Origin of the sequence: Entomobacter blattae (assembly GCF_014672835.1) — a bacterium.
Lineage (GTDB): Bacteria > Pseudomonadota > Alphaproteobacteria > Acetobacterales > Acetobacteraceae > Entomobacter > Entomobacter blattae.
Window position 1 is genome coordinate 1727136 of the sequence record NZ_CP060244.1, and the last position, 26486, is coordinate 1753621.

General features: G+C 45.1%; 27 protein-coding genes. 17 read left to right on the forward strand and 10 right to left on the reverse strand.

Translation table 11 applies throughout. The features are described 5' to 3' along the window. Positions 1-88: 88 nt before the first annotated feature. The 8 genes from purC to JGUZn3_RS07675 all read left to right on the forward strand — a co-directional run bounded on the left by purC (position 89) and on the right by JGUZn3_RS07675 (position 5598). Positions 89-862 (forward strand): phosphoribosylaminoimidazolesuccinocarboxamide synthase, encoded by a 774-nt coding sequence (purC, locus tag JGUZn3_RS07640; protein WP_203412971.1) that lies wholly within the window; start codon positions 89-91, stop codon positions 860-862. Then, positions 859-1101 (forward strand): phosphoribosylformylglycinamidine synthase subunit PurS, encoded by a 243-nt coding sequence (purS, locus tag JGUZn3_RS07645; RefSeq protein ID WP_203412972.1) that lies wholly within the window; start codon positions 859-861, stop codon positions 1099-1101. Before purC ends, purS begins: the two co-directional genes overlap by 4 nt. Beyond that, positions 1098-1550, forward strand: a complete 453-nt coding sequence (locus JGUZn3_RS07650) for a Rap1a/Tai family immunity protein (protein ID WP_238996782.1) — start codon at positions 1098-1100, stop codon at positions 1548-1550. Before purS ends, JGUZn3_RS07650 begins: the two co-directional genes overlap by 4 nt. After that, positions 1547-2248: a phosphoribosylformylglycinamidine synthase subunit PurQ gene (gene purQ, locus JGUZn3_RS07655; protein ID WP_203412973.1), complete on the forward strand. Its 702-nt coding sequence runs from the start codon at positions 1547-1549 to the stop codon at positions 2246-2248. Before JGUZn3_RS07650 ends, purQ begins: the two co-directional genes overlap by 4 nt. 27 nt (positions 2249-2275) lie before the next feature. After that, complete coding sequence (gene purL / locus JGUZn3_RS07660) at positions 2276-4504, forward strand: phosphoribosylformylglycinamidine synthase subunit PurL (protein WP_456305644.1); 2229 nt, start codon at positions 2276-2278, stop codon at positions 4502-4504. Between the two features lie 13 nt (positions 4505-4517). Continuing rightward, positions 4518-4751, forward strand: coding sequence for a BolA family protein (locus tag JGUZn3_RS07665; protein ID WP_203412974.1), 234 nt, complete (start codon positions 4518-4520; stop codon positions 4749-4751). 22 nt (positions 4752-4773) lie between these two features. Then, the gene (gene grxD, locus JGUZn3_RS07670) at positions 4774-5100 is read left to right on the forward strand and encodes a Grx4 family monothiol glutaredoxin (RefSeq protein ID WP_203412975.1); all 327 of its coding nucleotides are present in this window, start codon (positions 4774-4776) and stop codon (positions 5098-5100) included. A 180-nt stretch (positions 5101-5280) separates the two neighbouring features. Further along, positions 5281-5598, forward strand: coding sequence for a hypothetical protein (locus tag JGUZn3_RS07675; RefSeq protein ID WP_203412976.1), 318 nt, complete (start codon positions 5281-5283; stop codon positions 5596-5598). A 45-nt stretch (positions 5599-5643) separates the two neighbouring features. On the opposite strand, the gene JGUZn3_RS07680 is transcribed toward JGUZn3_RS07675, so the two are convergent. After that, positions 5644-6102: a YraN family protein gene (locus JGUZn3_RS07680; protein WP_203412977.1), complete on the reverse strand. Its 459-nt coding sequence runs from the start codon at positions 6100-6102 to the stop codon at positions 5644-5646. A gap of 25 nt (positions 6103-6127) precedes the next feature. Here JGUZn3_RS07680 and cls point away from each other — a divergent pair, with 25 nt between their 5' ends. Further along, positions 6128-7549, forward strand: a complete 1422-nt coding sequence (gene cls, locus JGUZn3_RS07685) for a cardiolipin synthase (RefSeq protein ID WP_203412978.1) — start codon at positions 6128-6130, stop codon at positions 7547-7549. On the opposite strand, the gene JGUZn3_RS07690 is transcribed toward cls, so the two are convergent. Beyond that, on the reverse strand, positions 7540-8241 hold the full coding sequence (locus tag JGUZn3_RS07690) for an endonuclease/exonuclease/phosphatase family protein (RefSeq protein ID WP_408871735.1): 702 nt from the start codon (positions 8239-8241) through the stop codon (positions 7540-7542). The two genes, cls and JGUZn3_RS07690, sit on opposite strands and share 10 nt — an antisense overlap. Then, entirely contained in the window at positions 8213-9301 is a 1089-nt protein-coding gene (locus JGUZn3_RS07695) for an AI-2E family transporter (protein WP_203412979.1), read from the reverse strand. The genes JGUZn3_RS07690 and JGUZn3_RS07695 overlap by 29 nt, the downstream gene beginning before the upstream one ends. 331 nt (positions 9302-9632) lie before the next feature. Here JGUZn3_RS07695 and metC point away from each other — a divergent pair, with 331 nt between their 5' ends. Further along, the gene (gene metC, locus JGUZn3_RS07700; protein ID WP_408871773.1) at positions 9633-10877 is read left to right on the forward strand and encodes a cystathionine beta-lyase; all 1245 of its coding nucleotides are present in this window, start codon (positions 9633-9635) and stop codon (positions 10875-10877) included. Positions 10878-10918: 41 nt separating this feature from the next. Here the strand turns inward: metC and JGUZn3_RS07705 are convergent, their stop codons facing one another. From JGUZn3_RS07705 to JGUZn3_RS07720, 4 genes are all read right to left on the reverse strand, one after another. Beyond that, positions 10919-12400: a YifB family Mg chelatase-like AAA ATPase gene (locus tag JGUZn3_RS07705; protein WP_203412980.1), complete on the reverse strand. Its 1482-nt coding sequence runs from the start codon at positions 12398-12400 to the stop codon at positions 10919-10921. A 23-nt stretch (positions 12401-12423) separates the two neighbouring features. Next, positions 12424-13686, reverse strand: coding sequence for a phosphoglycerate dehydrogenase (serA, locus tag JGUZn3_RS07710; RefSeq protein ID WP_203412981.1), 1263 nt, complete (start codon positions 13684-13686; stop codon positions 12424-12426). A gap of 67 nt (positions 13687-13753) precedes the next feature. Continuing rightward, entirely contained in the window at positions 13754-14506 is a 753-nt protein-coding gene (locus tag JGUZn3_RS07715) for an inositol monophosphatase family protein (protein ID WP_408871774.1), read from the reverse strand. A gap of 96 nt (positions 14507-14602) precedes the next feature. Further along, a complete protein-coding gene (locus tag JGUZn3_RS07720; protein WP_203412983.1) occupies positions 14603-15133 on the reverse strand; it encodes a c-type cytochrome in 531 nt (176 codons plus the stop codon). 327 nt (positions 15134-15460) lie between these two features. On the opposite strand from JGUZn3_RS07720, the gene JGUZn3_RS07725 reads away from it, so the two are divergent. The 7 genes from JGUZn3_RS07725 (at position 15461) to JGUZn3_RS07755 (ending at position 23592) form a co-directional block, all read left to right on the forward strand. After that, complete coding sequence (locus tag JGUZn3_RS07725) at positions 15461-16204, forward strand: 3-deoxy-manno-octulosonate cytidylyltransferase (RefSeq protein ID WP_456305645.1); 744 nt, start codon at positions 15461-15463, stop codon at positions 16202-16204. Positions 16205-16219: 15 nt separating this feature from the next. Further along, entirely contained in the window at positions 16220-17089 is an 870-nt protein-coding gene (locus tag JGUZn3_RS07730) for a prephenate dehydratase (RefSeq protein WP_203412984.1), read from the forward strand. Between the two features lie 199 nt (positions 17090-17288). Further along, complete coding sequence (gene dapA, locus JGUZn3_RS07735; protein ID WP_203412985.1) at positions 17289-18179, forward strand: 4-hydroxy-tetrahydrodipicolinate synthase; 891 nt, start codon at positions 17289-17291, stop codon at positions 18177-18179. Positions 18180-18184: 5 nt separating this feature from the next. Then, on the forward strand, positions 18185-18679 hold the full coding sequence (smpB, locus tag JGUZn3_RS07740) for an SsrA-binding protein SmpB (protein WP_203412986.1): 495 nt from the start codon (positions 18185-18187) through the stop codon (positions 18677-18679). A 563-nt stretch (positions 18680-19242) separates the two neighbouring features. Continuing rightward, entirely contained in the window at positions 19243-20475 is a 1233-nt protein-coding gene (locus JGUZn3_RS07745; protein ID WP_203412987.1) for an acetate/propionate family kinase, read from the forward strand. Between the two features lie 92 nt (positions 20476-20567). Further along, the gene (locus JGUZn3_RS07750; protein ID WP_203412988.1) at positions 20568-22937 is read left to right on the forward strand and encodes a phosphoketolase family protein; all 2370 of its coding nucleotides are present in this window, start codon (positions 20568-20570) and stop codon (positions 22935-22937) included. Between the two features lie 505 nt (positions 22938-23442). Beyond that, positions 23443-23592 carry a hypothetical protein gene (locus tag JGUZn3_RS07755; RefSeq protein ID WP_203412989.1) on the forward strand — a complete coding sequence of 50 codons (150 nt, stop codon included), beginning with the start codon at positions 23443-23445 and terminating at the stop codon, positions 23590-23592. A 426-nt stretch (positions 23593-24018) separates the two neighbouring features. Here JGUZn3_RS07755 and JGUZn3_RS07760 read toward each other — a convergent pair whose 3' ends face one another. The 3 genes from JGUZn3_RS07760 to JGUZn3_RS07770 all read right to left on the reverse strand — a co-directional run bounded on the left by JGUZn3_RS07760 (position 24019) and on the right by JGUZn3_RS07770 (position 26438). After that, positions 24019-25125: a glycosyltransferase gene (locus JGUZn3_RS07760; protein ID WP_338030805.1), complete on the reverse strand. Its 1107-nt coding sequence runs from the start codon at positions 25123-25125 to the stop codon at positions 24019-24021. A gap of 36 nt (positions 25126-25161) precedes the next feature. Continuing rightward, positions 25162-25749, reverse strand: a complete 588-nt coding sequence (locus tag JGUZn3_RS07765; RefSeq protein WP_338030724.1) for a uracil-DNA glycosylase — start codon at positions 25747-25749, stop codon at positions 25162-25164. A 68-nt stretch (positions 25750-25817) separates the two neighbouring features. Beyond that, positions 25818-26438: a LabA-like NYN domain-containing protein gene (locus JGUZn3_RS07770; protein WP_203412992.1), complete on the reverse strand. Its 621-nt coding sequence runs from the start codon at positions 26436-26438 to the stop codon at positions 25818-25820. Between the last annotated feature and the right edge of the window lie 48 nt (positions 26439-26486).

Here is a 26486-nt window from a genome sequence, read left to right on the forward strand (position 1 = left end):
TTCCTGTAAGAGGATTTAAAAAATACCTGCTTTTGGATGATAGGCATTATAATTACTGAACAAGTTGGTGAATAACCAAAGGAGTACAATGGTTCGCAGAAGGCAACTTTATGAAGGCAAAGCGAAAATTCTTTTTGAAGGGCCGACCCCAGGTTTGTTGGTTCAGTATTTTAAGGATGATGCTACGGCAGGGAATGGAACCAAAAAAGGGGTTATAGCTGGAAAAGGGGTTCTAAATAACCGTATTAGTGAATATCTGATGACGGGAATTGAAGAGCTTGGTATTCCCACCCATTTTGTAAAAACCCTGAATATGCGTGAACAACTGGTTAAAGAGGTGGAGATTATCCCGCTTGAAGTTGTGGTGCGTAATATTGCAGCAGGAAGCCTAGCTAAACGTTTTGGACTGGAAGAAGGAACGAGACTGCCCCGCCCCCTTCTTGAATATTATTATAAAAATGATGACCTTAATGATCCCCTGGTGAGTGAGGAGCATATTCTGGCTTTTGAATGGGCCACGTCTGACGAGCTGAACGATATTTATACCTACGCTTTGAGAATTAATGACTTTCTTTCCGGTGTGTTTCGGGGGAGCGGCGTTCTGTTAGTGGATTTTAAGCTCGAATTTGGGCGTCATTACGAAGAGGATGAGAAAAGGGTCATTCTGGCAGATGAAATATCACCCGATAATTGCCGCTTATGGGATATGAAAACCAGCGAGAAGCTTGATAAAGATAGGTTTCGCCGAGATTTAGGCCAGGTTGAGCAGGCTTATCAGGAAGTGGCAAAACGTTTGGGGGTTTTGCCAGAATTTGGTGCCAGCGATGGTACAGATACCAACAGGTCGGAGAATATATCTTGAAGATTCGTGTCTCAGTAATGTTAAAGGATGGCGTGCTTGATCCACAAGGAAAAGCCATAGAACATGCCTTGCATGTGCTTGGGTTTTTAGATGTGGAAAACGTAAGGGCAGGAAGGATCATAGAGCTGGAAACCGCAGCCAAAACACAAGAAGCTGCCTTAAAGCAAGGTGAAGAAATGGGGCGTAATCTTCTTGCCAATGGTGTGATTGAAAATTTTTCAGTTGAGGTGATCCAATGAATTCTCTTCTTAAGTTTGGTTTTACTTTCGGTTTGGTCGGGAGTGTTCTGCTCTCTTATACAAATTTGGCATACGCCCAGCGTGTTTCCTCTATGCAAGCTGGGCGGCTTCTTCAGTTATGTACACGTTCTTCCGGTGCACAGATTTGCGAAGCCTACATTACAGGAATGGCCGATTCTGTGGCCCTTACAAAGGTTTTTGATAAAAATCAGGGCGATAGCACCGCACCAGCTGGCTTTTGTATTCCAGTTTCCACCACAGGTGTGCAAATGCGCAGTGCTGTGGTCGCGTGGTTGAAAAGCAAAAAGGATCATCTTCATGAACCTGTTGGGGGACTTGTCTATACTGCCCTTCACGAGACTTTTCCCTGCAAGGGAGCTGAGGCAAAACCGGCGGAGGGCAATGCTCCTTCACAGAGTGGTTTAACCGAATCTAAGGGTCATCAATGAAATCTGGAATTGTCATTTTCCCTGGCACCAACAGGGAAAGGGATATGGCCATCGCCTTAAAAAAAGTTTCCGGTCAGGATCCTGTCATGCTCTGGCACCGGCAAACCTCATTGCCTGATCTGGATCTTCTGGTTTTACCAGGAGGCTTTAGCTATGGGGATTATTTGCGCTGTGGTGCTATGGCCGCTCACTCTCCTATTATGCGTGAGATTAAGGCTTTCATCGAAAAAGGCGGCTATGTGCTTGGGGTTTGCAATGGTTTTCAGATCTTAACGGAAGCCCAGCTTCTGCCAGGTGCCCTTTTACGTAACCGGAGCTTACGCTTTATTTCCAGTGATGGATATTTGCGCGTCGAACGTAACGATACGGCCTTTACCAGCCAATGGGAAAAGAAGGCGGTCTTTCGTACAGTTATGGCACATGGAGATGGCAATTATGTTGCCTCTTCTGAGACGCTCTCCAGGCTTGAGGGAGAGGGGAGAGTGCTTTTTCGTTATGTCAATGCAGAAGGCGTTATGAACCAAGATGACTGCTTCGCCAACCCGAATGGGAGCGCGCATGCCATAGCTGGGGTTTTAAGTGCAAATTTTCGGGTTTGTGGCATGATGCCTCATCCTGAAGATTTGGTTGACCCCCTGATGGGTGGAGAGGACGGCAAACCCCTTTTTGCCAGTTTGGTCGAGCAGTTTACAGGTTAAAAGTCAGCAGGGGCAGTAAAATAGATCATGGCAGGAACCGTAATGAAGGTTGATGAGGCGCTTGGCCGGCAGTTCGGCCTTTCTTCAGATGAATATGCCAATATGTTGGCTATTATGGGCAGAACACCAACATTAACTGAGCTTGGTATTTTTTCTGTCATGTGGTCAGAGCATTGTTCTTATAAATCCTCGCGGGTTTGGCTAAAAACCCTTCCCACCCAGGCTCCTTGGGTGATCCATGGTCCTGGAGAAAATGCTGGCGTTGTAGATATTGGGCAAGGTCTTGCGGCCATTTTTAAAATGGAAAGCCACAATCACCCTTCCTTTATTGAGCCTTATCAGGGGGCTGCAACCGGCGTTGGTGGGATTTTGCGTGATGTTTTTACCATGGGGGCCCGTCCTGTTGCTAATTTGAATGCCCTTCGTTTTGGAGACCCTGCGGATAAAAATACAGCACGAATAGTCGATGGTGTTGTGAAAGGGATTGGGGGATATGGGAATTGTGTAGGAGTGCCTACCGTTGGGGGGGAAATCAACTTTCATCCTTCCTATAATGGGAACCCCTTGGTCAACGCCATGACCGTGGGCATCGCCCGAAAAGACAGGATATTTCTTTCAGCAGCGGCAGGTGTGGGTAATCCGGTTATTTATGTCGGTTCTAAAACGGGGCGTGATGGCATCCATGGGGCGACTATGGCTTCAGCAGAGTTTGATCAGGATGCCATGGAAAAGCGGCCTACCGTACAGGTGGGAGACCCATTTGTAGAAAAACTGTTAATTGAGGCCTGCCTGGAGCTTATGGCGACCGATGCGGTCGTGGCCATCCAAGATATGGGGGCTGCAGGCCTGACCTCTTCTGCCGTGGAAATGGCTGGTAAAGGGGGTGTGGGGATTGAGCTGAATCTTGATCATGTTCCTCAGCGTGAGACCCATATGTCGGCTTATGAGATGATGCTTTCTGAAAGCCAGGAGCGGATGCTGATTATTATCAGCCCGGAGCGAATAGAGCAGGCCAAGGCAATCTTTGATAAATGGGAGCTGGACTTTGCTGTTATTGGTCATTTAACGGATACTGGGCATATCGTTGTAAAACATAAGGGGACCATAGAGGCGGATATTCCGCTGGAGCCATTGGCTGATCAGGCACCGCTATATCATCGCCCTACAGCACCTCATCCTTCACCAGAACCTCTGCCAGTGCAGTTTAGTACGTCTCTTTCCCTAAAAGAGGCTTTGCTACGCCTTGTTGGGTGTGCTGATCTTGCCTCTAGGGCTTGGGTCTGGAACCAGTATGACAGCACTATTGGCGGGCAGACAGTTAAGCGCCCTGGCGGTGCCGACGCCGCTGTTATTCGTGTAGAGGGCACTGACCTGGGTCTTGCCCTTACCACAGATTGTACACCCCGATATTGCCAGGCTAACCCCCGTAGGGGGGGGGCACAGGCTGTTGCCGAGGCATGGCGCAATCTTTCTGCTGTAGGGGCTAGGCCCTTGGCGATAACCGATAATCTTAATTTTGGGAATCCCGAAAAGCCGGAGATTATGGGGCAGTTAGCAGAATGTGTCCAGGGGATGGGAGACGCTTGCAGGGCCTTGGATTTCCCCGTTGTGAGTGGAAATGTCTCCCTTTATAACGAGACCAAAGAGGCCAACGGTTCAGCGCGTTCTATTCTTCCTAGCCCCGTAGTGGGGGGATTAGGCGTTTTGGATAAGGTTGAGTTGGCTATGGGGATGAGCATGCCCAAGTCTGGCTTCATCTTTATTGTTGGGCCTACAAAAGGTGAGCTGGGTCAGTCACTTTGGTTGCGTGAAATTCAAGGGCTTGAAGCAGGGGATATGCCCAACCTTGACTTGTCTTTGGAACGGAAGAATGGTGATTTTGTTCGCACGGCCATTTTAGAGCGAACCATTATAGCCTGCCATGATATTGCCGATGGAGGAATTCTGGTAGGCTTGGCAGAGATGGTCATGGCCAGTGGTTTTGGCTGTTCTTTGGAACCAACCCCAAAAAAACGTGAGGAAGCTGCCTTCTGGTTTGGTGAGGATCAGTCTCGTTATTTGGTGGTTGTTGAGAACAGGGAAGTATTTGAGGAAAAGGCAAAAGCATTTGGCGTTGAGGTGTTCTTGGTTGGTCAGGCCGGTCATGAAGGTTTGCATTTACCCACCGGCGATACAATATCCATAGAAGATATGAAGAAGGTCCACATGCGGTTTTTCCCTGAGATGATGAACTTTTCCACACAAAAAAATCAGTAAGAGGGGTTTCTCTATGGCGATGACAGCCCAACAAATAGAAAAGTTTATTCAGGACGCTTTTCCAGACGCTGTAGTTGAAATACAGGATTTGGCTGGAGATGGTGACCATTATGCATGTGTTGTGACCAGCAAAGCCTTTGCCGGGCTTTCTCGTGTTAAGCAGCATCAACTTGTTTATGCAGCCCTTCAGGGCCATATGGGGGGAACCCTACATGCCTTGGCTTTGCAGACCAAAGTACCGAGCTAGTTTTTAAACCGGAGAAAATATTATGACTAATCCCGTCTTCCAACGTATTCAAAGCGACATTGATTCGAATCCGATCATGCTTTACATGAAGGGCAATAAAGATTTCCCTCAGTGTGGTTTTTCGGCGCGTGTGGTACAAATCCTGCAGCACATGGGTGTAGATTTTCAGACTGCTGATGTTTTAGCGGATACTGAACTCAGAGAAGGTATTAAGCAGTTTTCTAACTGGCCTACAATTCCCCAGCTTTATGTGAAAGGGGAGTTTGTGGGAGGGTGCGATATTGTGATGGAAATGTTTCAATCAGGTGAGCTTGAGACTCTGCTAACGGGCGAAAAGGAAAAATCATAACCTTAAGGAAAAATCATAACCTTTATGGGTTCGTTTTATAGGGTTTATTTTTTGAAGGTATCTGCTTCGGTAGATACCTTTTTTATTTTTTTGGAAATAGGGTCTTGCAAATTCTTCTATAACGTATAAAAATCTTGACATATTCATGCCGTCATAACGTTTAAGTTTGAGGAAGTGTTGATGATCCGTAGATTAGTGAGCAAAACGGTTTTTGTTGTTTGTGCTGGTGCAGCTGTTGTAACATTTTCAACTCCGCAAAAAGCTAGGGCAGAACATATTGTTACAGATTATGAAGCGGGTAAACTCACCTTAGCCTCTTTAACAGCAACTCCACCAGCAGTGCATCATTCCTATCGCCGTGTTCATTATAGCCGTAAGGGTGCTGCTCATCAGAACGTGGTTCGGGTCGCTTATCATGGGCATTCTTCAAGAAAACTTGTTCATAATGTCGTCTATCATCACGGTAAGAAAGCTTCTAAGCATAGAAGCCGTACCTAATTTCTAGAACAAAGCTTATTTTACTGGAGCGATAACAAGAGCATTTTATTCAATAGAAACAATATTGGTAAGATGCTCCCATTGGTTTTGGCTATTGTGTAATAACGCGTCAATTCGTACCTCTTTATAGTGCCAGTGGGTGTGTTCTGCCAAAATATACGAGGCAGCGTTTAAAATTCTCACCTGTTGTCGTCTTGATAGACTGTAAGCCGCATCTTGTAAGGTTTTTCTGTGTTTTACTTCAAAAAAAACCAGTATCTCATTGTGTTGAGCAATAATATCGATCTCCCCATAGGCTGTTTTGTACCGATGGGAGAGTATTTGCCAGCCAGATGTGGTTAAATACCGTAATGCGGCCAGCTCAACATTATATCCTATTGCAAAATGCAGGGCACCTTTTTGTGGGCGACGTATTTTATTCATGGTAAAACGAAAAAATGAAGAGGGGAGCCGTAGGGTTTGATAAGTGGAGTATGACCGAAAAGTGACCGTTTGGAGTTTCACTGACTTTATAATTAATTAAAGAAAAATGACAGAATATTTTTTTGGAATATCCATAGCGGGTGCCCTATTTCCTTTACGAATTTTGCTGTCGTTTTTGGCGACCCTTCATATTCTCCTCTATAAAAGAGACCCTGGCGCAGCTATTGGTTGGATAGGCGCTGTATGGTTAATGCCTTTTCTTGGAGTGCTTCTTTATTGCACTTTTGGCATTAACAGGGTTAACCGTTTGGCCAGAAAGCTTGTTCAGCAGCGCTCATGGAGTGGGCATATTACTTCTGAGCGTTTTCGTTGTGGGGTCGATGGATATTTCGGGTCTTTAGTGCAAGCTGTTGATAAACTTTCCGGTAGAATGTTACTAAATGGAAATAAAATTAGATGCCTCTATAACGGTGATCAGACCTACCCTGCCATGTTGGAGGCCATAGAAAAGGCCAAGAAAACAATTCTACTAAGCACCTATATTTTACGAAATGACAATATTGGAAATAGCTTTGCTGATTCCCTCATTCGTGCTCATAAGCAAGGTGTTAAGGTCTATGTGTTGGTGGATGGGATAGGAAGTGGGTATCTTAAATGTCCTATTGTTACCAAATTACGAAAAAATGGTGTTAAGGCCGGGCGTTTTTTACAGTTTGCCTTACCGTGGGGCATGTCGTTTATTAATATGAGAACTCACCGTAAGGTTTTGGTGATTGATGGAGAGAAAGGTTTTATTGGGGGGGTAAATATTGGCGATGAGAATATTCTGGCCCAAAACCCTCGCCATCCGGTTTCTGATACCCATTTTTATCTTGAAGGGCCGGTGATTTCACAATTAGCGGAATCTTTTATTGCAGACTGGTTTTTTGTTACGAAAGAAGCTTTAGGCCAAGAGGTTTTTTCAGAAAATCAACTTTCTAAAGGTAGCAGCCTTTCTCGTGTTGTTACCTCGGGCCCCGATGCCGATATGGGTAAAATTGAATATACCATGCTAGAAGCCCTTTCTTTGGCACAGCGTAGTATTCGGATTATGACCCCCTATTTTTTACCCGACGAACGTTTTCTTACCGTAATCTCTATGGCGGCTCTCAGGGGAGTAGAGGTAGATATCGTAATTCCTCAATATAGTAATCACCCGATTGTGGACTGGGCCTCTCTTCCTAACAGTGCTCCGCTCTTGCAGGCAGGTTGTCGGATATGGAAGGTCAAACCGCCCTTTAACCATTCTAAACTGATGGTGATCGATGGAATATGGAGTTTTGTTGGAAGCTCTAATCTGGATGTTCGAAGCTTTCGGTTGAATTTTGAAACAAACCTGGAATGTTATGATTCAGTCCTTGCCAAGGAGCTTTTCGATTTCATTGGCAAACATCGTCACGTGCGTGTAACGCATTACGATCTGGATAGAAGAGGATGGCTGCAAAAATTAAGGGATTCTTCTGCTCGTCTTCTTCTGCCCTATTTATGATGATAGGGGGGCAGTTTTAAAGTGACTGAAATGGGAATATGGTCTGAAAACTGATAGGGCAAAATGTTAGCTTCCACACAGTTCATGCCGCGCACCAAGCATCGATCGAGACGGAAGGGGAGCACATCAATCATTTTGTGCGTGGGCTCTTTAGGGCCTACGTCTGTAAAATCGGGTAGGAAATCAGGGCCGATAATATTGAAGTCTCCAAGAATAGCCGCATGTTTGGGAAGGGCCTTGCTAATGCTGCGTAATTGCCTTCGGTTCAGAATTTGCCCATGAGAAAGATGAACATTGGCAATGGAAAAACTTCCAAAGTGTAAAAGTTGGGCTACACGGCGGATAAGTGCCCCCCTGGGAAGGGTCAGTGTTTGCGATTGAAGTGGGTAAAAGGGGGCCCAGTAAGCCACCCCATGAATACGATCAGGCAAGGGAAAGCGCTTGTAATAACCGCCTAAAAGGTTGGGGAGCTGTTCAATATCTTTTGTGGCCTCTTGCATCAGCAGAAGATCAGGCTGCTCTTTTTCAATAACATAAGCAATATCGTAAACCGAGGCACCAATGCGACGAAGCAAGTTCCAGCTAATAATCTTCAATCCTTTATGGTGCATAAAGCTATCGGGGTTGAAGGGGGGATGGAGGGGATTAAGGATCATAGGGGTATTATTTGTTTGATTGATAAAGGCTGACATGTCCATAGGCGAATTCTGCAACCAATGTAAAGCCCACACCAAGAAGAACAGGCCCCAAAAAAATACCGATGCCGCCAAACGCTATAACCCCTCCTAGGATTCCCAGAAGGGTCAGCAGGTAAGGCAGGCGTGTTCCACGAGAGATAAACATTGGTCTTAAAAAGTGATCTGCACCGGAGATAATAATAACACCATACAGGAGAAGAAAGATACCAGCCGCTACTCTACCATGCATAAAAATAAGCCATAAGGCTGCTGGTATCCACACAACAGGGGCTCCAATAGGCAATACAGAAATAAAAGCAGCCACAGAGCCAAAAAAAACAGAATTAGGGATATCCAGAAAAGCAAAGCCAGCACCGGTGAGAATACCTTGTAATATAGCTGTTCCGAGTACGCCATAAACGGTTCCCCGAATGGTATCACTTGTCATGCGTAACAGCCGCTCAGCATAAGGTCCGGTAATGCGGTAGATAACGGCTTTAATGGTTGCTCCCAAAATATCGCCATTCAGCCAAAAAAAGAACGCAATGAACAGGGCCATAACAAGTTGGAGGATTCCTTGGGCCGCCTGCAAGAGGAGGGAGAGAAAAAGTCGGGTTACTGTTCCAAGGTAAGGAAGGACAAAGTCACTAATACTAGCCAGATTATGCTGCCAGCTGACCCATTTTTGGTACAGTTTTTCTCCAATAAAAGGCAGAGTTGTAATGGCCTTGGGAAGGGCAGGCAAAGTTATGTGGTTTCCAATATGTTGAAAAGTTCCTTGCATGGTTTCGGGGAAAGTATGGAGTGTTGAGGCCATAAGCCCTATGGGAAGAACCCCCAACAGGGCAGAGAGGGTTAACATGGCGAGGGCTGCAATAAAGCTATTTGTTCTGCTTCGTATGGCAGAAAAAAGTGGCCAGGTTACATAACATAATATTCCTGCCCACAAGAGTGCGGAGAAAAAGGGATATAATGTTAATAGGCAACCATAAGCGATTCCACCAAGCATAAGCCCCATCATAATGCGTTCTGGTGGCCCTTGCTGGGGTGAACTTGGTGGGGAAGAGGAATCCATACTCATAATATGCCATTTTTATAATAAAAAGAAATGCCGAATAGAAAGGTTTTATCGCCATAAAACTGGCGCTAAAGGATTGCGCACGTTCTATCCTTCGGGTGTACTATATCAGGACGAGTGTACTATATCAGAAAAAGAATTCTTATATTTAAAAACTCTAACGCTTTTGTAAAACACCTCAGGAAAAAAAACAGTTCAGTTATTTTAAGAAAAGAAAGCTTATTTTAGGATTGCATATTAGACAATAGACGCGATATGTGAACAAACTAAATGGCTGGGGTAAAATGGTACAATCCTTCCCTGTGGAAAATAAGGAGTTTTTGGGGTGATGCGGCACAAACAGTACCAGGAAGAGGCGATGTTGGAACGGGTTTCACAGGGATGGCGCACGCTTGCCACAATGCTTGTTGAGGCGGGACGGGAGAAGGCTCGTGAAAATGGCAGTTTTGTTAACCCACCCTTGGAGCGGGGTTCTACCGTTTTATTTCCTAGTGTTTCTGCCATGCAAAAACAAGGACAACGCCTCTATGAGCATGAGACCATTTATGGGGCCATGGGCTCTCCCAACCAGCACAGGCTAGAGCAGGTTGTTGCGACGATAGAAGGGGCCAGTCATACCCAAGTTGTATGTTCAGGTCTTGCTGCTTGTGCTTTACCTTTGCTCACTTTTTTGGCTCATGGTGGTCACTGCCTGATGCCAGATAGTGTATATGGGCCGACCCGGCGCTTTGCCAATACGATTTTAAAGCGCTTTGGGGTTAGCACAACCTATTATCCCCCTCTGGCGACGGCTGAAGAGATTTCTACCCTTATTCAGTCTAACACTCAGGTTCTCTTTTCTGAAAGCCCAGGAAGCCATACCTTTGAGTTTCAGGATGTGGCCATGTTGGCTGCTGTTGCGCACGAAAATGGAGCAAAGCTCATAATGGATAACACATGGGGTATTGGTATTTTCAAGCCTTTTGAGCATGGGGTTGATGTTTCAATCCAGGCTTTGACAAAATTTCCTGGGGGGCATTCTGATGCTATTCTTGGTGCTGTGAGCGTGCAAGAGGAAGAGGATTGGCACAGCCTTAGAGATGCAGCGGTTCAACTTGGTCAGATGGCAGGCCCTGATGCGTGCTGGTTAACCTTGCGGGGTTTGCGCACTATGGCTGTTCGTTTGGAACATCAGGCGATATCGGCCTATAGAGTGGCAAGCTGGTTGAAAAAACGGCCAGAAGTGGCGCAATTACTGCACCCTGCTTTTGAAGATTCTCCTGGGCATGAGTTTTGGATGAGGGACTTTTCAGGGGCAGCGCCCTTGTTTGGGGTGGTTTTCAAGCCAGACTATACCTACCAGGATCTCGAGAGGATGGTTGATGCCTTAAAGCGCTTTGGTATTGGGGCTTCGTGGGGGGGATATGAAAGCTTGGTGCTGCCAAGTTTAGGGTCTGTTACTCGCAATGTTAGCAAGCCGTTTCCAGGGCCAATGTGCCGTTTTTATATTGGGCTTGAAAATTGGCAGGATCTTGTGGCTGATATTGAACACGCTTTTCATTCTCTCTCAACCTCGAAAATGGTGCAAAATTAAAAGGTTAGAGAAGTATTATCATAGAGGTTATAGCTGGGAGGTTATAGCCGATGCCGGTAGTTTAGGGCTTCGGCAATATGGGTTGTGGTCACGTATGGAGCCTGGGCGAGGTCTGCAATAGTTCTCGCCACTCGTACAAGCCGGGTATAAGCCCTGCCAGATAGGCGGAGTTTGTCAGCAGCTTTTTCAGTAAAAACGCGGGCGTCTTCATCCAGTGCAATGTCATCAAGGGAGAGGAAAGCATTGCTTTGGTTGTTTTGGCGTTCATATTGTTTTTGTCTGGCTTGGTGTACTCGTTTACGAACAGTTTCTGTATTTTCCCCTGTGGAGAGCTGGCTCATTTGGGTAGGGCTTACGGGAGTGACCGTTACGATCATATCTATTCTGTCCAGTAAGGGCCCAGAAAGGCGAGAAAAATATTCTTGCCCACATAAGGGGGCCTTTGTGCAGGCACGGCTTGCATCTGAAAGATAGCCGCAGCGGCAGGGGTTCATGGCAGCCACAAGCTGGAAGCGTGCAGGATAACGGATATGAGCTGCCACCCGTGCGACAGACATATAACCCGTTTCCATGGGCTGGCGCAGGGCCTCAAGTGTTTGTCGAGAAAACTCGGGGAACTCATCTAAAAATAAGATCCCGTTATGAGCTAGGCTTATTTCTCCTGCCTTGGCTTTGGTCCCACCACCCACCAGAGCTGCAGGACTAGCAGAGTGATGGGGATCGCGAAAAGGGGGGCGAATAACGGGTGAGGGGGTTTTTAAAATACCCGCCATGCTGTGGATACGGGTTGTTTCTAGCGATTCGTAAGGGGTTAGGTCTGGCAGGAGGTCAACCATGCGTGTAGCCAACATGGATTTTCCCGTTCCTGGCGGCCCACAGAGTAAAAGGGAGTGTTGGCCTGCTGCAGCAATTTCTACTGCCCGCTTTGCGCTTTCCATTCCTTTTACCTCGGATAAATCATGTTCAGGATGAAATTTTTCCGGAGGGAGCAAAGAGGGGGGATGGAGAACTTGAGTGCCTTTGAAGTGATTGAGCAACGCTTTAAGGCTAGAGGGTGCTAACACATTAATATCTCCCCCCAATAAGGCTTCACTCCCTTGCTGGGCAGGGCAGATTAGCCCTAAAGACAGTTGGGCTGCTCCCATGGCGGCAGAAAGAACCCCATTGACAGGATGGAGATGACCATCGAGTGAAAGCTCGCCAATAGCCGCATAGGCCCTTATGATATCGAAAGGAAGAATATTTGTGGCAGCAAGGATTCCCAGCGCAATAGGCAAATCAAAATGGGAGCCTTCTTTTACGAGATCCGCTGGTGCCATATTAATGGTAATGCGTTTGGCTGGGAGAGCCAACCCCAAGGAAGTGAGGGCAGCACGAACACGCTCACGGGCCTCCCCTATGGTTTTATCGGCAAGCCCTACAATAATAAAGGCAGGAAGCCCTGTTGATATTTGGATTTGTATATCAACAGGGGTAGCATCAATTCCTACAAAAGCAAAACTTTGTATATGGACAACATCCATTTGGGATTGGCAATCCGCGTCCGTTATTGGCGAGCAGGGGGTTGGTATAAAAGACGGGCTCTTATCGTCCCCTCCAGGCTGCGCAGACTAGATAAGATACGGGAGTCTTTTTCTGTATCGCCTTTGGTGTCAGCTTCAACAACGACATAGCCTATTTCCCCATCTGTTTGCAGATATTGTGCGGTAATATTTGTGTTTTCACGGGCCAGAACATCGTTGATGGCGCTTAATATCCCAGGAATATTTTTATGAACATGCATAAAGCGTGTGCCCCTTGGTGTGGGGGGAAGTTGAACAGAAGGGAAGTTCACAGAACCAAAGGTTGATCCGATGTCCGAATAGTCTATCAGTTTGCGAGCAACTTCCTCACCAATTCTTTTTTGGGCTTCTGCCGTAGAGCCCCCAATATGGGGGGTTAAAATAACGTTTTCCAAGCCTCGCAATGGAGAGAGAAACTCGTCATCTTTTCCTTTTGGCTCCTTTGGAAAAACATCAATGGCTGCACCAAGAAGATGCTTGCTTTTAAGGGCATCGGCCAAGGCTTCAATATCAACAACATTTCCACGGGCATTATTGAGGAGAAATGATCCAGGCTTCATGCGGTGAATTTGTTCGGCGGTAATCATATTGGCTGTACTGGGAAGCTGGGGAACATGGAGGCTCACAACGTCGCTTTGGGAAAGAAGCTCATCAAGAGAGGGTGCAGGGGTTGCATTTCCGTGGCCAAGTTTATCCACCACGTCATAATAGATCACCCGCATGCCAAAAGCCTCAGCCAGAACGGAAAGCTGTGAGCCAATGGAACCGTAGCCGATAATCCCAAGGGTTTTCCCTCTGACTTCCCAACTATTGGCAGCAGATTTTGTCCATCCTCCCTGGTGGCAGGAGAGAGATTTGGGGAAAATGCCGCGCATGAGCATGACAATCTCGCCCATAGCCAGCTCAGCAACGGAGCGTGTATTGCTGTAGGGGGCATTAAAAACCGGAATACCGGCATGCTCAGCTGTGGTAAGGTTAACCTGGTTAGTGCCAATACAAAAACAGCCAATGGCCATCAGGCGGTCTGCCGCTTCAATAACCTCTTGGGTGAGCTGGGTACGAGAGCGTATACCCACCATATGAACACCTTCCAGCGCTTGTTTAAGCTGGGCTCCATCTAGGGCTGTTCCCAGGAGTTGTACGTTTTCATAACCGTTATTTTTTAACAGCTCTACGGCACTTTGATGGATCCCCTCCAGGAGAAGGATACGGATTTTGTCTTTGGCGAGAGAGAAATGCGATGTCATAAAAAATTACCACAAATTAGAGGTGTGACCGACATTGTCGGGAACTCAAGGGTGTTGTTAAGGGATATTACCCTGAATGGCTTAGGATGGAAACCGCTTCTTCATGAAGATTTTTAGCACCAGCGGCCAAAACCGTGCCATTACTGTTATGGCTAAGGGGTTGGCCGGCCCAATCCGTAATATACCCGCCAGCCCCCTCAATAATGGGCACGAGAGCGGCCCAATCCCATATTTTCATATCACACTCCGCAACAAGATCAATCAGTCCTAGGCTTAAAAGGCCATAGCCATAACAATCGCCTCCCCAACTTACTCGCTTTACCCTTTTGGCGAGCTTTGGCCAGAAAGGGGTTGGGGCAAGCTCCAGCATTTCCGGGGAAGTGCAAGAAAGTTCTGCCTCATCAATCTTGGAGCATGCCCGTGTTTTGGCCTGGCCACCAAAGGGGGAGGAAAAGCGTGTTGGCTGGCCTTTTATGCCAATCCAGCGTTCGTTGGTCATAGGTTGGTTAATAATACCCAGGATGGGGGTGCCATGATCCAGTAAGGCAATGAGCGTGCCAAAAGTAGGCCTCCCTGTAATAAAAGCCCTTGTGCCATCTAAGGGGTCAACCACCCAATAAAAGCGGCTCTCTGTGGCGAGTGTACCTTGCTCCTCACCAATAAGACCATAATGCGGGAAATAGTGGGTTAGGCATCGTCTTATCGCCTGTTCTGCCCCCTGGTCGGCCAAGGTTACGGGGCTGAGATCTTTTTTCTCCTCGGTAACCAAGGCAGAGCGGAACAGGGGGCGGATAATATTTCCCGCCTGTTCTATGGCCATTTCTGCTACGGCAAGCAAATCTGCCCAATGTGTGGGAGAAATATCGGGTGTAGAGGAAATATCGGCATGAGAAGGCGTTGGGTGAGTCATGATCTGTTATTTCTTTTCAGCGTTTTTAGGAGGGGAATCAGAAAGGGTTTGCAGATAAGCCAGCATATCGGCCAATTGCTGCTTATCGCTTATACCGGGGAAAGCCATTTTTGTTCCCTGAGCAAATTTTTGAGGCGCTGTAAGCCACTCCCACAGATTTTCAAGCGTCCAGCTCTCTTTTTGTTTGGCATGAAGAGCCGGAGTGTAACTATAGCCATTTGAGGAGGCAATGGGTCTGTTCACAATGTTATAAAGATTGGGTCCGAGCGTATTGGCAGCATCTTTGGTAAAGGTATGGCATACGGAGCAAAGCATTTGTGCCATATGTTGTCCGTTTTGTGCATTGGCCTGCGTGATAAGGGCTTTGAGGGAGTCTCCTTTTGCCTTGTCTGGCTCACTTTCCTTATTAAGGGGTATGGCTGGGGTTGGGGGGGGCTTGGCTGCAACAAGGGTTTGGCCTACATACCAACACCCTCCAAGGGTTGCAAAAGAGAGAACAAAGGCAATCGCCGTTTTATTCCAATCCAGAAAATTCATAATATCCGTTAACTTGAAACAAGGTTTAAAAGAGCCGTTGGGTCAGCAATGATAAAACGGGATTTATTCTTGCTATCAAAGGCAGGAAGGCTAAAAGTCATTTACCATAGGTATTATTGATCTGTATAAAAGCGTGGTACGTGGTACGTGGTACATGGCACTTACCATAGAGGTTTATAAGATGTTTGGCTTGGGATAGGAGGGCTTAGGGTATAAAAACATTAAAGTGAATTCCCATAATCGGAAAAATAAATGCACAATACCTAAAAATAATGATAATGGCTAACATAACCAAGTTTTAAAGTTTGATATTGAATTATTTTAAAGATGACCACAGCAATTTTTATCCCTGCCCGCATGTCCTCTGTTCGTCTTCCAGGGAAGCCCTTGGCAGAGATTGATGGTAAGCCCATGATTGTTCATGTTTGGGAAAGGGCTGTACGATCGGGTATAGGGCCGGTCTATGTCGCAAGCGGTGATGAGGAGATCCTCAGCGTTGTACAAGCAGCAGGAGGGGACGTTGTTGCAACAGATCAAGAGATGCCCAGTGGTTCTGATCGCATCTATCAGGCGCTCTTGAAAGTTGACCCCGATGGCCGTTTCGATAAAATTGTAAACCTGCAGGGAGATCTGCCAGATATTGATCCTGAAGTGATTTCTAAGGTGCTTATCCCACTGAATAGCCCTGACATTGATATTGGAACTCTTGTCTCCCATCTCGATAATAACGATGCTGATAATCCATCGAATGTCAAGGTGGCCTGTGTCTTTACGCCAGGCAGCCTCTATACCCGGGCTCTATATTTTTCCCGACAGCCTATTCCATGGGGGGAGGGGGATAGATGGCACCATATAGGAATTTATTCTTACAAAAGGGAAAGTTTGCACCGTTTTGTCACTTATCCGCAAACTCTTTTAGAACGTCGTGAAAAGCTTGAGCAGCTTCGTGCTTTGGAAGCGGGCTTGCGAATAGGTTGTAGCAGTGTGGTGACACCGCCCTTTAGTATCGATACACCGGAAGATCTAAAGCTTATACAAAAACTGATGGCAAAAAAAGCAGAGCAAGTGTAGGGATTTTACAGAATTATGGCATCGAGAATAATTGCTTTTCAGGGCAGACCAGGGGCTTATTCAGACCTGGCTTGCAGGACAATGTACCCCGATTGGAAAACCCTGCCTTGCCTGAGTTTTGCTGAGGCGATTCAGGCTGTAAAAGAGGGGCAAGCCCGGCTAGCTATGCTGGCGTGTGAAAACAGTTTGGCAGGCCGAGTGCCAGATATTCATGTGCTGTTGCCCCAATCAGGTCTATTTATTGTGGGGGAGCATTTTCAAAGGATTGAGCATTGCCTTTTAGGGGTGCCAGGTGCTCATATAAAAGATATCAAGCGCATTCATACGCACCCTGTTGCCATGGGGCAGGTGCGCCATTTACTGGAGCAATTACATGTTGAACCCGTAGTTGAATCCGATACAGCCGGTGCTGCAGAGTCGGTGGCCAAATGGGCTAATAAGGAAGATGCCGCCATAGCCTCTTCCCTGGCGGGTGAGCTGTATGGCCTTGAGATTTTACAACGTAATGTAGAAGATGCTGCCCATAATACAACGCGTTTTTACGTTGTCTCTAAAGAGGAAGATGATAGTGCTGCCAGTGCAGAACGTAACACTCAGCAAATGATGACCACTATTTTGTTTCGGAGTGAGAACATCCCGTCTGCTCTTTATAAGGCTCTTGGAGGGTTTGCTACTAATGGTGTAAATATTACACGCATAGAGAGCTATATGATTGATGGAAATTTTGTTTCCAGTCAATTTCTTATCGATGTTGAGGGATCACCCGAATCTCCTCATCTTCGGCAGGCTCTTGATGAACTGGTGTTTTTTTCAGATCAAGTCAAAGTGTTAGGTGCCTATCCAGCCTCCCGTTTCCGAAGTAGTACGCCAGGTTCTGCTGTTTGAAGATGCCGGTGGTGTGCATGCCTTGCCATTTCCCCTCTTATAGAAAAAAGGATAGAAAAAGAGACGGACTATGGAAAAAAATGTGGGCGTGCTAATATTTTATAAAAGCCTGTGGATGTGCTCCTGATTTTGCGCTGCTAAAGGCTTGCTTTCGTTACTTACAACGTTCTTCTGTTTGTTTATTGGAAGGTAATCCATTATGGGCCAGACTCGCTTTTCAGGTTCAATGACTGCACTGATCACCCCTATGAAAAAAGATGGAAGTGTTGATAAACAGGCCTTTGAATCCCTCGTGGACTGGCAAATCCAGGAAGGGACATCAGCCCTTATTCCTGTTGGTACCACGGGCGAAAGCCCCACCCTTACCCATCAAGAACATCGGGACGTTGTGGAGATCGCTGTAAAAGTGGCCTCTGGGCGGGTACCCATTATAGCGGGAGCCGGTTCTAATAGTACTGCTGAAGCCGTGGAAATGGCTCGGCATGCCCAAAAAGCAGGGGCAGATGCGGTACTGGTTGTTACGCCTTATTACAATAAGCCTACACAAGAAGGATTATATCTTCACTTTACTTCTGTGGCCGATAATATCGACCTTCCTCTGTTTGTTTATAATATCCCAGGCCGTTCTGTTATTGATCTTTCGGTCCAGACTCTTGCCCGCCTGGCTCAGCATCGTAATATTATTGGCGTAAAGGATGCGACAGCCAATCTTTTGCGGCCGCTCCAGGTGAAACACGCTGTGGGGAATGATTTTATTCAGCTTTCAGGAGAAGATGGGACAGCGGTGTCCTTCCTGGCTGCTGGAGGGGTAGGGTGTATCAGTGTTACAGCCAATATTGCACCAGCCCTTTGTGCCCGTATCCAGAAATTATGGACATCAGGCCAAACACAAGAGGCTATAAACCTTCAAGATAGGCTCTTCCCCCTGCATGATGCTTTGTTTTGTGAAAGTAATCCTGCTCCTATAAAATATGCTGCTTCGCTTATTGGGAAAAGCACAGAACATTGCCGGTTGCCTTTAGCCCCCCTTTCTGCAGAATCAAAGAAGAAAGTGGAAGAGGCTCTTCATAAGGTTGGAGGAATTTTATAACCAGTATGGCAAAAAGTGCAAAGAAAAAGAATAGTCTTATCTCGTTTGGCACTGCTGCTCAGAATCGGAAAGCTAGGCACGATTACGCTATTAAAGAAACCCTGGAAGCCGGCCTGGTTTTGAAGGGGCCGGAAGTTAAAAGCCTCAGGCATGGTCGTGCAACCCTCACCGAGGCGTATGCCGCTGAAAGGGAGGGAGAACTTTGGCTATTTAATGTTTATATTCCTGAATATCAGGGGGGTGTTCTTTCACGCTTTGAACCTAGGGCTCCTCGTAAGTTGCTGGTTCATAAAAAAGAACAAAACAGGCTGCTTGGGGCTATTTCTCGCCAGGGAATGACGTTATTGCCATTGGATATCCATTTTAATTCCCGGGGTATGGCCAAGGTAACATTGGGCCTGGGCCAAGGGTTAAAAAAGGCCGATAAAAGACAGGCTATTGCTGACCGTGACTGGCAAAGGGATAAAGCACGTCTTTTGCGCAATCGTAACCTGGATTAGTTTTAATAGGTAGGGAACTGAAGAACGACTTGACTTTCTGGCAAAACAGACAGGCCGAACCAAGACCTATGACATTGCCCAACTGGTTGAAAACAGTTTGGATGAGCTGGAAGATTACTATCTTGCTTGCTGCTAATATTTTGGAAAAAATCCGAAAAGGAAAAGAAAAAACCATTTCCTCTTTAGATCTTAAAAAGATGCTTAATTTATAAGCGTCGTTATGTGGGAAAAAGGTAATTCTCTGCAGGTGGCGCGTTTTTAGCCCCTTCGAACTCTTGCTGTTGGGAGTGTCTTGTTCTCCCATATGGCAACCATTTTGGGGGAATATTTGTTTATATTTTGATGAATATGATTGAATAAAAAATAAAAAAATGAGGTTTTTGGCCCTATAAAAAGAATTTTTATCCAAAATCAATTTTTTGTGTATGATTCGGGTGGCTTCGTCTTGCATAAAATCATTTTTGGCGATAGCCTTAACAAATATTTTAGCTAAACTGTTTTTTAAATATGATTTTGGAGAAGATTCTCCTATTTATTTTTTTTGAAGGGATGCTGCAAAAGTAATGGATGCAATCCTTGTCTTAAATTCTGGCTCATCGAGCATGAAATTTTCATTATTTGAAATAGAGGATGAGCACACTTCCAAGCAATTGGCCTGCGGGCTGCTTGAGGGTATTGGAACGGAACCTTATTTTAAAGCGGTCAATGCAGAAGGAAAACTTCTAGTAGAGAAAAGCTGGGGGAAAGCCTCGGTAGGGACTCATCAGGAAAGAGAACATCTCGTTTCCTATATTGACGAATGGCTTGAGAATTTTCTTGGAGAGAAGACCCTTAGAGCGGTTGGCCATCGTGTTGTGCATGGAGGGGCAAAATATATTCAGCCCACCATTATTACAGATGAGGTTCTCTTAGAGCTTGAACGGTTAACACCTTTTGTACCTCTTCATCAACCTGGCAGCTTGGCGCCGATCTATACTTTGAGAAAAAAAAGAAAAGATCTGTTACAGATTGCTTGTTTTGATACCTCTTTTCATCATACCATGCCAGATGTAGCGAAGAGGCTGGCTATTCCTCGGCGATATTTTGATTCTGATATACGTCGTTATGGTTTTCATGGGCTCTCATACCAGTATATTGCTGACCAACTCAAGCATATTTCGCCAAAGCTTGCTAAGGGGAGAGTGGTTGTTGCTCATTTGGGGAATGGAGCAAGTCTTTGTGCCATAAAAGAGGGTATTGGTATAGAAACAACTATGAGCTTTACAGCTCTTGATGGCTTGGTCATGGGAACACGTTGTGGGCGTATAGACCCTGGTGTGCTACTCTACATGATGCGTGAACAAAATTTAAATGCTGATCAGATTTCTGATCTGCTTTATCGTCAATCTGGGTTGTTGGGAGTTTCAGGCATTTCAAATGACATGCGTGAGTTGCGGCAATTCCAGAGGGAGAATAACGACTCTTTACCCGCAAAAGAAGCACTGGACTTATTCAGTTACAGAATTGTTTGTGAAATAGGCAGTTTAGTGGCTGCTCTTGGTGGGTTGGATGGAATTGTTTTTACAGCCGGTATTGGTGAAAACGATGCCGAATTACGAGAGAGAGTTTGCCATAGTCTGGCATGGCTAGGCATAGAGTTGGATGTGGCGGCCAATAATTCTGGCAAACCAGAGGTGATTAGCACAAAAAATAGTCAGATAGAGGTGCGGGTTATTCGCACAAATGAAGAACAAGTCATGCTTAAAGAGATTATTGGTGTCATCAATGGTGTTGTTGCACAACCTGTTCTGAATTAATTTAGTTTTATTGTTTTATATTTATTTTTTAAAATGAGTTTAGAGTAAGCCTGTTTTTAAGGGCAAGCTCGAAGGTAACAAGGATGAGAGATATGGCTCAATCAGATGTACAACAAAAGCCTTTAAGTGACCAAGAAGTTAAACTTTTTAATAAATGGTGGGCAGCTGCCAATTATTTGGCCGTAGGGCAGATTTACCTTCTTGCAAATCCCCTTTTGCGTGAACCCTTGAAGTTGGAACATACCAAGCCCCGTCTTTTAGGGCACTGGGGTACAACGCCAGGGTTAAGCTTTATTTACTTGCATCTTAATCGTATCATCAAAAAACGTGATAAAGATATTCTCTATATTACGGGTCCAGGCCATGGTGCTCCCGGAATTTTGGCTGCGTGCTACTTAGAGGGTACTTATACGGAATATTTTCCCGATATTACAGAAGATGAAGAAGGGTTGTTTAAGTTTTTTAAGCAGTTCTCTTTTCCTGGTGGTATTCCAAGCCATGCAGCTGCTAGCACGCCAGGTTCTATCCATGAAGGGGGAGAGTTAGGTTATTCTCTTTCTCATGCTTATGGTGCGGTGTTTGATAACCCAGATCTAATCTGCGCTTGTGTTATCGGGGATGGTGAAGCTGAAACCGGACCTCTGGCTACAGCTTGGCATAGTAATAAGTTCCTTGATCCCAAAACTGATGGTGCTGTTTTACCTATTCTTCATTTGAATGGATACAAAATTGCCAATCCCACTGTTTTGGCTCGTATTCCTAAAGAAGAGCTAACAGATTTGCTCAAGGGCTATGGTTATAATCCTATTTATGTTGAAGGGCATGAATATGATATTATGCACCAAAAAATGGCTACTGCCCTTGATGAGGCTTTTGACCAAATTGAGGCCATTCAAAAAAATGCACGTGTTAATAACGATACAACCCGACCTGTCTGGCCCGTTATTGTTTTGCGCAGCCCTAAAGGATGGACAGGGCCAAAAGAAATTGATGGCCTGAAAACTGAAGATTACTGGCGCGCTCATCAGGTTCCTTTTGGTGAATTGAGCAATCCAGAACATTTGAAAGATCTGGAGTTATGGTTGAAAAGCTATAAACCAGAAGAATTGTTTGATGAGAATGGCTCAGTGAAGCAAGAGCTAAAAGATCTTGCGCCAACTGGCAATAAAAGAATGAGTGCCATTCCTTATGGAAATGGTGGATTGTTAAAACGTCCTCTTCGGTTGCCAGATTTCCGTAAATATGCCGTTAATATCTCTTCTCCAGGTAAAGATTTTAACGAAGCTACCAAAGTTCTGGGTAATTACCTGCGTGATGTCATGAAGATGAATGAAGCGACCAGGAATTTCCGTGTTCTAGCACCCGATGAAAATAACTCAAACCGTTTGGGTGCGGTTTTGGAGGTTACGAATAGGGCCTGGAATGCCAAAACATTCGATTATGATGATCATCTGGCAGTCGATGGTCGCGTTATGGAAGTGTTGAGTGAACATACATGCCAAGGCTGGCTTGAAGGGTATTTGCTGACCGGTCGCCATGGCTTTATGTCATGCTATGAGGCCTTCATCCATATTGTCGATTCCATGGTAAACCAGCATGCTAAATGGTTAAAGCACTGCAAAGAGCTACCATGGAGGAGACCAATTGCTTCTCTTAACTACCTTTTAACCTCACATGTATGGCGGCAAGACCATAACGGGTTTAGCCATCAGGATCCGGGTTTTATTGATCATATCGTCAATAAAAAAGCAGATGTTTCTCGTGTTTATCTTCCACCAGATGCCAATACATTGCTTTGTGTCGCTGACCATTGTTTGAGAAGCTGGGACCGAATTAACGTTATTGTTGCCGGTAAGCAACCTCAGCAACAATGGCTGGATATGAAATCAGCTATCAAACATTGCAGCCAAGGTATTGGAATTTGGGAATGGGCCAGTAATGATAAGGGTCAGGATCCCGATGTGGTATTAGCTTGTGCAGGGGATGTTCCAACTCTTGAGACCATGGCTGCCGTTAAGTTACTGAGAGAACTTTTACCTGATTTAAAAGTGCGCGTTATTAACGTTGTAGACCTTATGGTGCTTCAGTCTCATGATCAGCATCCTCATGGTATGGAAGATTTTGACTTTGATATGTTGTTTACAGCAGATAAACCGGTCATTTTTGTTTATCATGGCTATCCAGCTCTTATTCATCGCCTGATTTATAAGCGGAAAAATAATCGTAATTTCCATGTGCATGGATTTAGAGAAGAAGGAACAACCACAACCCCATTTGATATGGCAGTAGAGAATAATCTGGATCGTTATCATATTGTTGAGAATGTTATTAACCGGGTTCCAACAATTGGCAATCAGTCTGCCTACATTGTTCAATATCTGCGTGACAAGCTCATTGAGCATAAAGCCTACATTCATGAACATGGTGAAGATATGCCAGAAATCCGTAACTGGACTTGGTAAAAACTGTTTAATTCTCCAACAGGTTTAACTAATGATGCTCCCCAATCTTTAAGGTTGGGGAGTATTGATTTTTGGAAGAATCACTCATTGAGCTATGGAATTTTTCTTTATCATCCAACAATAGCTCGCAAGGGGGGGCAGCCTGTTTTTAGTGGAGCCTTTGAAGAGTTTTCTAAAGATACGGATACCCAAAGCCCCTTAAAGCTCTGTTATAAAATCTTTAAAGGTATAAGATCTTTATAAGGCCTTTCTCTCATGTGTTTTTCTCTCATACGTATATCAGACTTGAGACCTGCTCTGGTAGGCCGGCTTCTCTTTATCATTCCCTCCAAACCCTTGGTAGAGAGAACAGATATTTCCTTGGCGTACATCTGGTGTGGCTGAAGCCTGTAACGAATAAAGGCCAGTTCACTTACTGCCTATGATGACACGGGAAAGGGCAATCTGGTTGGCCGTTAGTACCAGTGGAACCGTCATGTGAAGAACTCAGGGTTGGCTCCCCCCGATGATTGAGGAGAAGAATGACTACAAGCTGCCACTCCCATCAGCAAACACACAGCTAACCCATAGGGCAGGCCCTGTTTTTTGTTGGTACCTTTTAGGGGTAGGAGATATCGGCCGCCCCTTGGCTAGAAAAACCGGTTATGATCATTAAAGCCACTGCCACGGTCCTGTGTTAGGGCCCTTGTATCCAGATATTCTTGTATCAGCCATTATATGGCTTGCCGCTGTGAGGTGCTCCTCTTTTTTTGTTAAAGATTTTTCTGCAAAATTTGTTGGTAAGTAAGTAGGGGGCAAGAGTAATGGCCTCTTTAAAAGGGCTATAGCGGCGTTTTGCTAGTATAAAATCGACTAAAAACGAGTGTTGGATTGATGCTCAGATCAGGGAGGGGCAAAAATCCTGGTAGATGGTTAGTGAAATGGTGGGAAATGATATTATGGGGGAATAATATTGGTTTTCACGATTTTTACCCTCTCTCTTTTTCCCAAAATATTTCATGATAGGGGTTATTTCTTGTATATTATAAAATTTACTAAAAGCGGGCGTTCCCACAGGAGAGTCTTTATAAATCAAAAAGCGTTATAGAAATTGGGAAGTGATCTTGGTAAATTTTCTAGCAGCTTCAAGGAAAGCATCATGAGAGAAGTTTTTCTGAACATATGCCTTGGCGTTGTTGCCCATTCCAATGAGTAGGTCTGGATTCTGATAAAGAAAATAGATTTTATCTGCGATGTCACGGGGGTTACTGGCAGAAATATATTCTCCCGTGATTCCAGGTTTTACACTAATTTGTAGCTGCCCAACAGGAGTGGAGAGAATGGGTAACCCAGCTGACATGGCTTCGTGTGCAGCTACACAGAAGCCTTCGTAATCGGAGGGCTGGATATAAAGATTAAGAGAGGCCAAATACGGTTCTGGGTTTGACAGAAAGCCCGTAAAGATGACATTTTTTAAACCGAGTGTTTGTGTAAGGGCTTTAAGATTATTTTCCTCAGGCCCATTTCCAGCAATGTAAAAAAGAATTTTCTGTTCCAGAGTGGGGTCTTTCTGCTTGAGGATATGGGCTGCTTGAATAAGGCAATTAAAGCGTTTAAGCTTGTGAAGCCTGCCGAGACAGCCAACCTTAAAAGGTTGTTCTCCTGGCTTATAATGGCTTTGTGGTTGAGTTGAAGAAACAGAGAAAATAGGCCAGTTGAGAATTTTTTTATAAGGAATGCGAAACCGTTCGTGTAAATACACAGCTACGTTTTCAGAATCTGCAACCCAGAGTTTGGTAAGGTTCCTCATGAAATAAAATAGTAATTTTTTATAAGGCCTGACATAGGCACTATGTTGCCAGCTGACGACAGGAATTTTTAATAATTTTCCAAAAATTTGACCATAAAAGGTTGCTGTAGGCAACGATGTCCAGAGAAGATCTGGACGGTTTTTTTTAAGTTCCTTCGCAAGATCACGACATATTTGGTAAATGTTAATAAGAAAATTTCTGCGGCTTTTAAGGAGAACAGTATAACAAATATTATGCTCCTCAAGGCGCTTGGCAGCCAGCATATCCCGTGGGAAAAGGGCTATAACGTGAAAATGGAAGTCATCTTTTTCTAGAGCGTGGATAATATTGGGTATAGGGAATTCAGCGCCGCCGCCTTCCAGACTGCTTACAAGGTATATAATTTTTATGGGGACTATTTATAGAGGATATTTAAAAATATCAATAAGTTTAAGTTAATAAGTTAAGGGTAAAATACTTTTAATTACAGAAGTAAACATTTCCGTCGTAAGACGGCCTGTGCTGGTGTTGTAACGCGACACGTGATAACTATTCACCAATGTTAATTGCGAAGAAAGAGCAAGATGTTGGCCATGTCTAAAAGGAATGTTCCGAATACTTTTCCCTTGAGATAATAAAACAGCCTGGTGAGCAATGGTCCCGAGAGCCAAGATTACTTTTAATCGTTCAAATTGATTGATTTCTTCTTTTAGATAAGGATTACAGTTTCTTATTTCAGCCATGACGGGCTTATTTTGGGGTGGCACGCACCGAACAGCATTCACAATACGGCAGTTTGTTAAGGTCAGTCCATCATCGGGGGAAGCAAGGTAATGACCTTTGGCAAAACCAAACTTTATTAAAGTAGAGTAGAGCAGTTCCCCAGCGTAATCTCCTGTAAAGGGACGACCTGTTCGATTGGCTCCTTTTAAACCTGGGGCCAACCCAACAATAAGAAAAGTGCTTTTTTCGTCTCCCCAGGGTTGGATAGGAGCGTTGTACCACTCGGGAAATTTCGCCTTGTTCTCTTCCCTGAAACTCACCAAACGGTTGCATAAAAAACAGGGGGACGGAGGTGGGGGGCAAGGGCTCATTTTACAGAGAGATTTGGCTATTCGGGGTCATAGGGCATAGCGGCATTATGGTCTGTTGCTTTTAAATACCCTCCATTGGACGACGATGCTGGACGGTTTCGTAAGTCATTTTGTTTGCGGGTAAATTCTGGGGCAATATCGGCCAATTCCAGGAACTGGTCTGCTTGTCTTCGGAGTTCATCACCCACCATAGGTGGTGTGGTGCGAATGGAGGAAACAACCGTTACTCTAACCCCTTGTCTTTGCACAGATTCAATAAGACGTTTGAAATCAGCATCACCACTGAAGAGAACAGCATGATCAATATGTGGGGCAAGTTCCAGCATATCCACAGCCAATTCTATATCCATACTGCCTTTAATACGGCGTTTGCCATTTTGGTCTGTAAATTCACGAGCGTTCTTGGTAACAAGAAAATAGCCATTATAGGCCAGCCAATCTGTTAGTGGCTTAAGGGGAGAATATTCCTCGGTATCTAGAACGGCAGAGTAATAGTAGGCTCTTATGATGGTGCAATGTTTGCGGAAAAAACTTAACAGGTTACGATAATCCACATCAAAGCCAAGGCTTCTGGAGGCAGAATAGAGGTTAGCGCCATCAATAAAAAGACAAGCACGTTCATCTGGCTGAAATAACATTAAAAAATCCTTTTATATCATTTTTTATAAGTAAAGCGTTCTAAAATG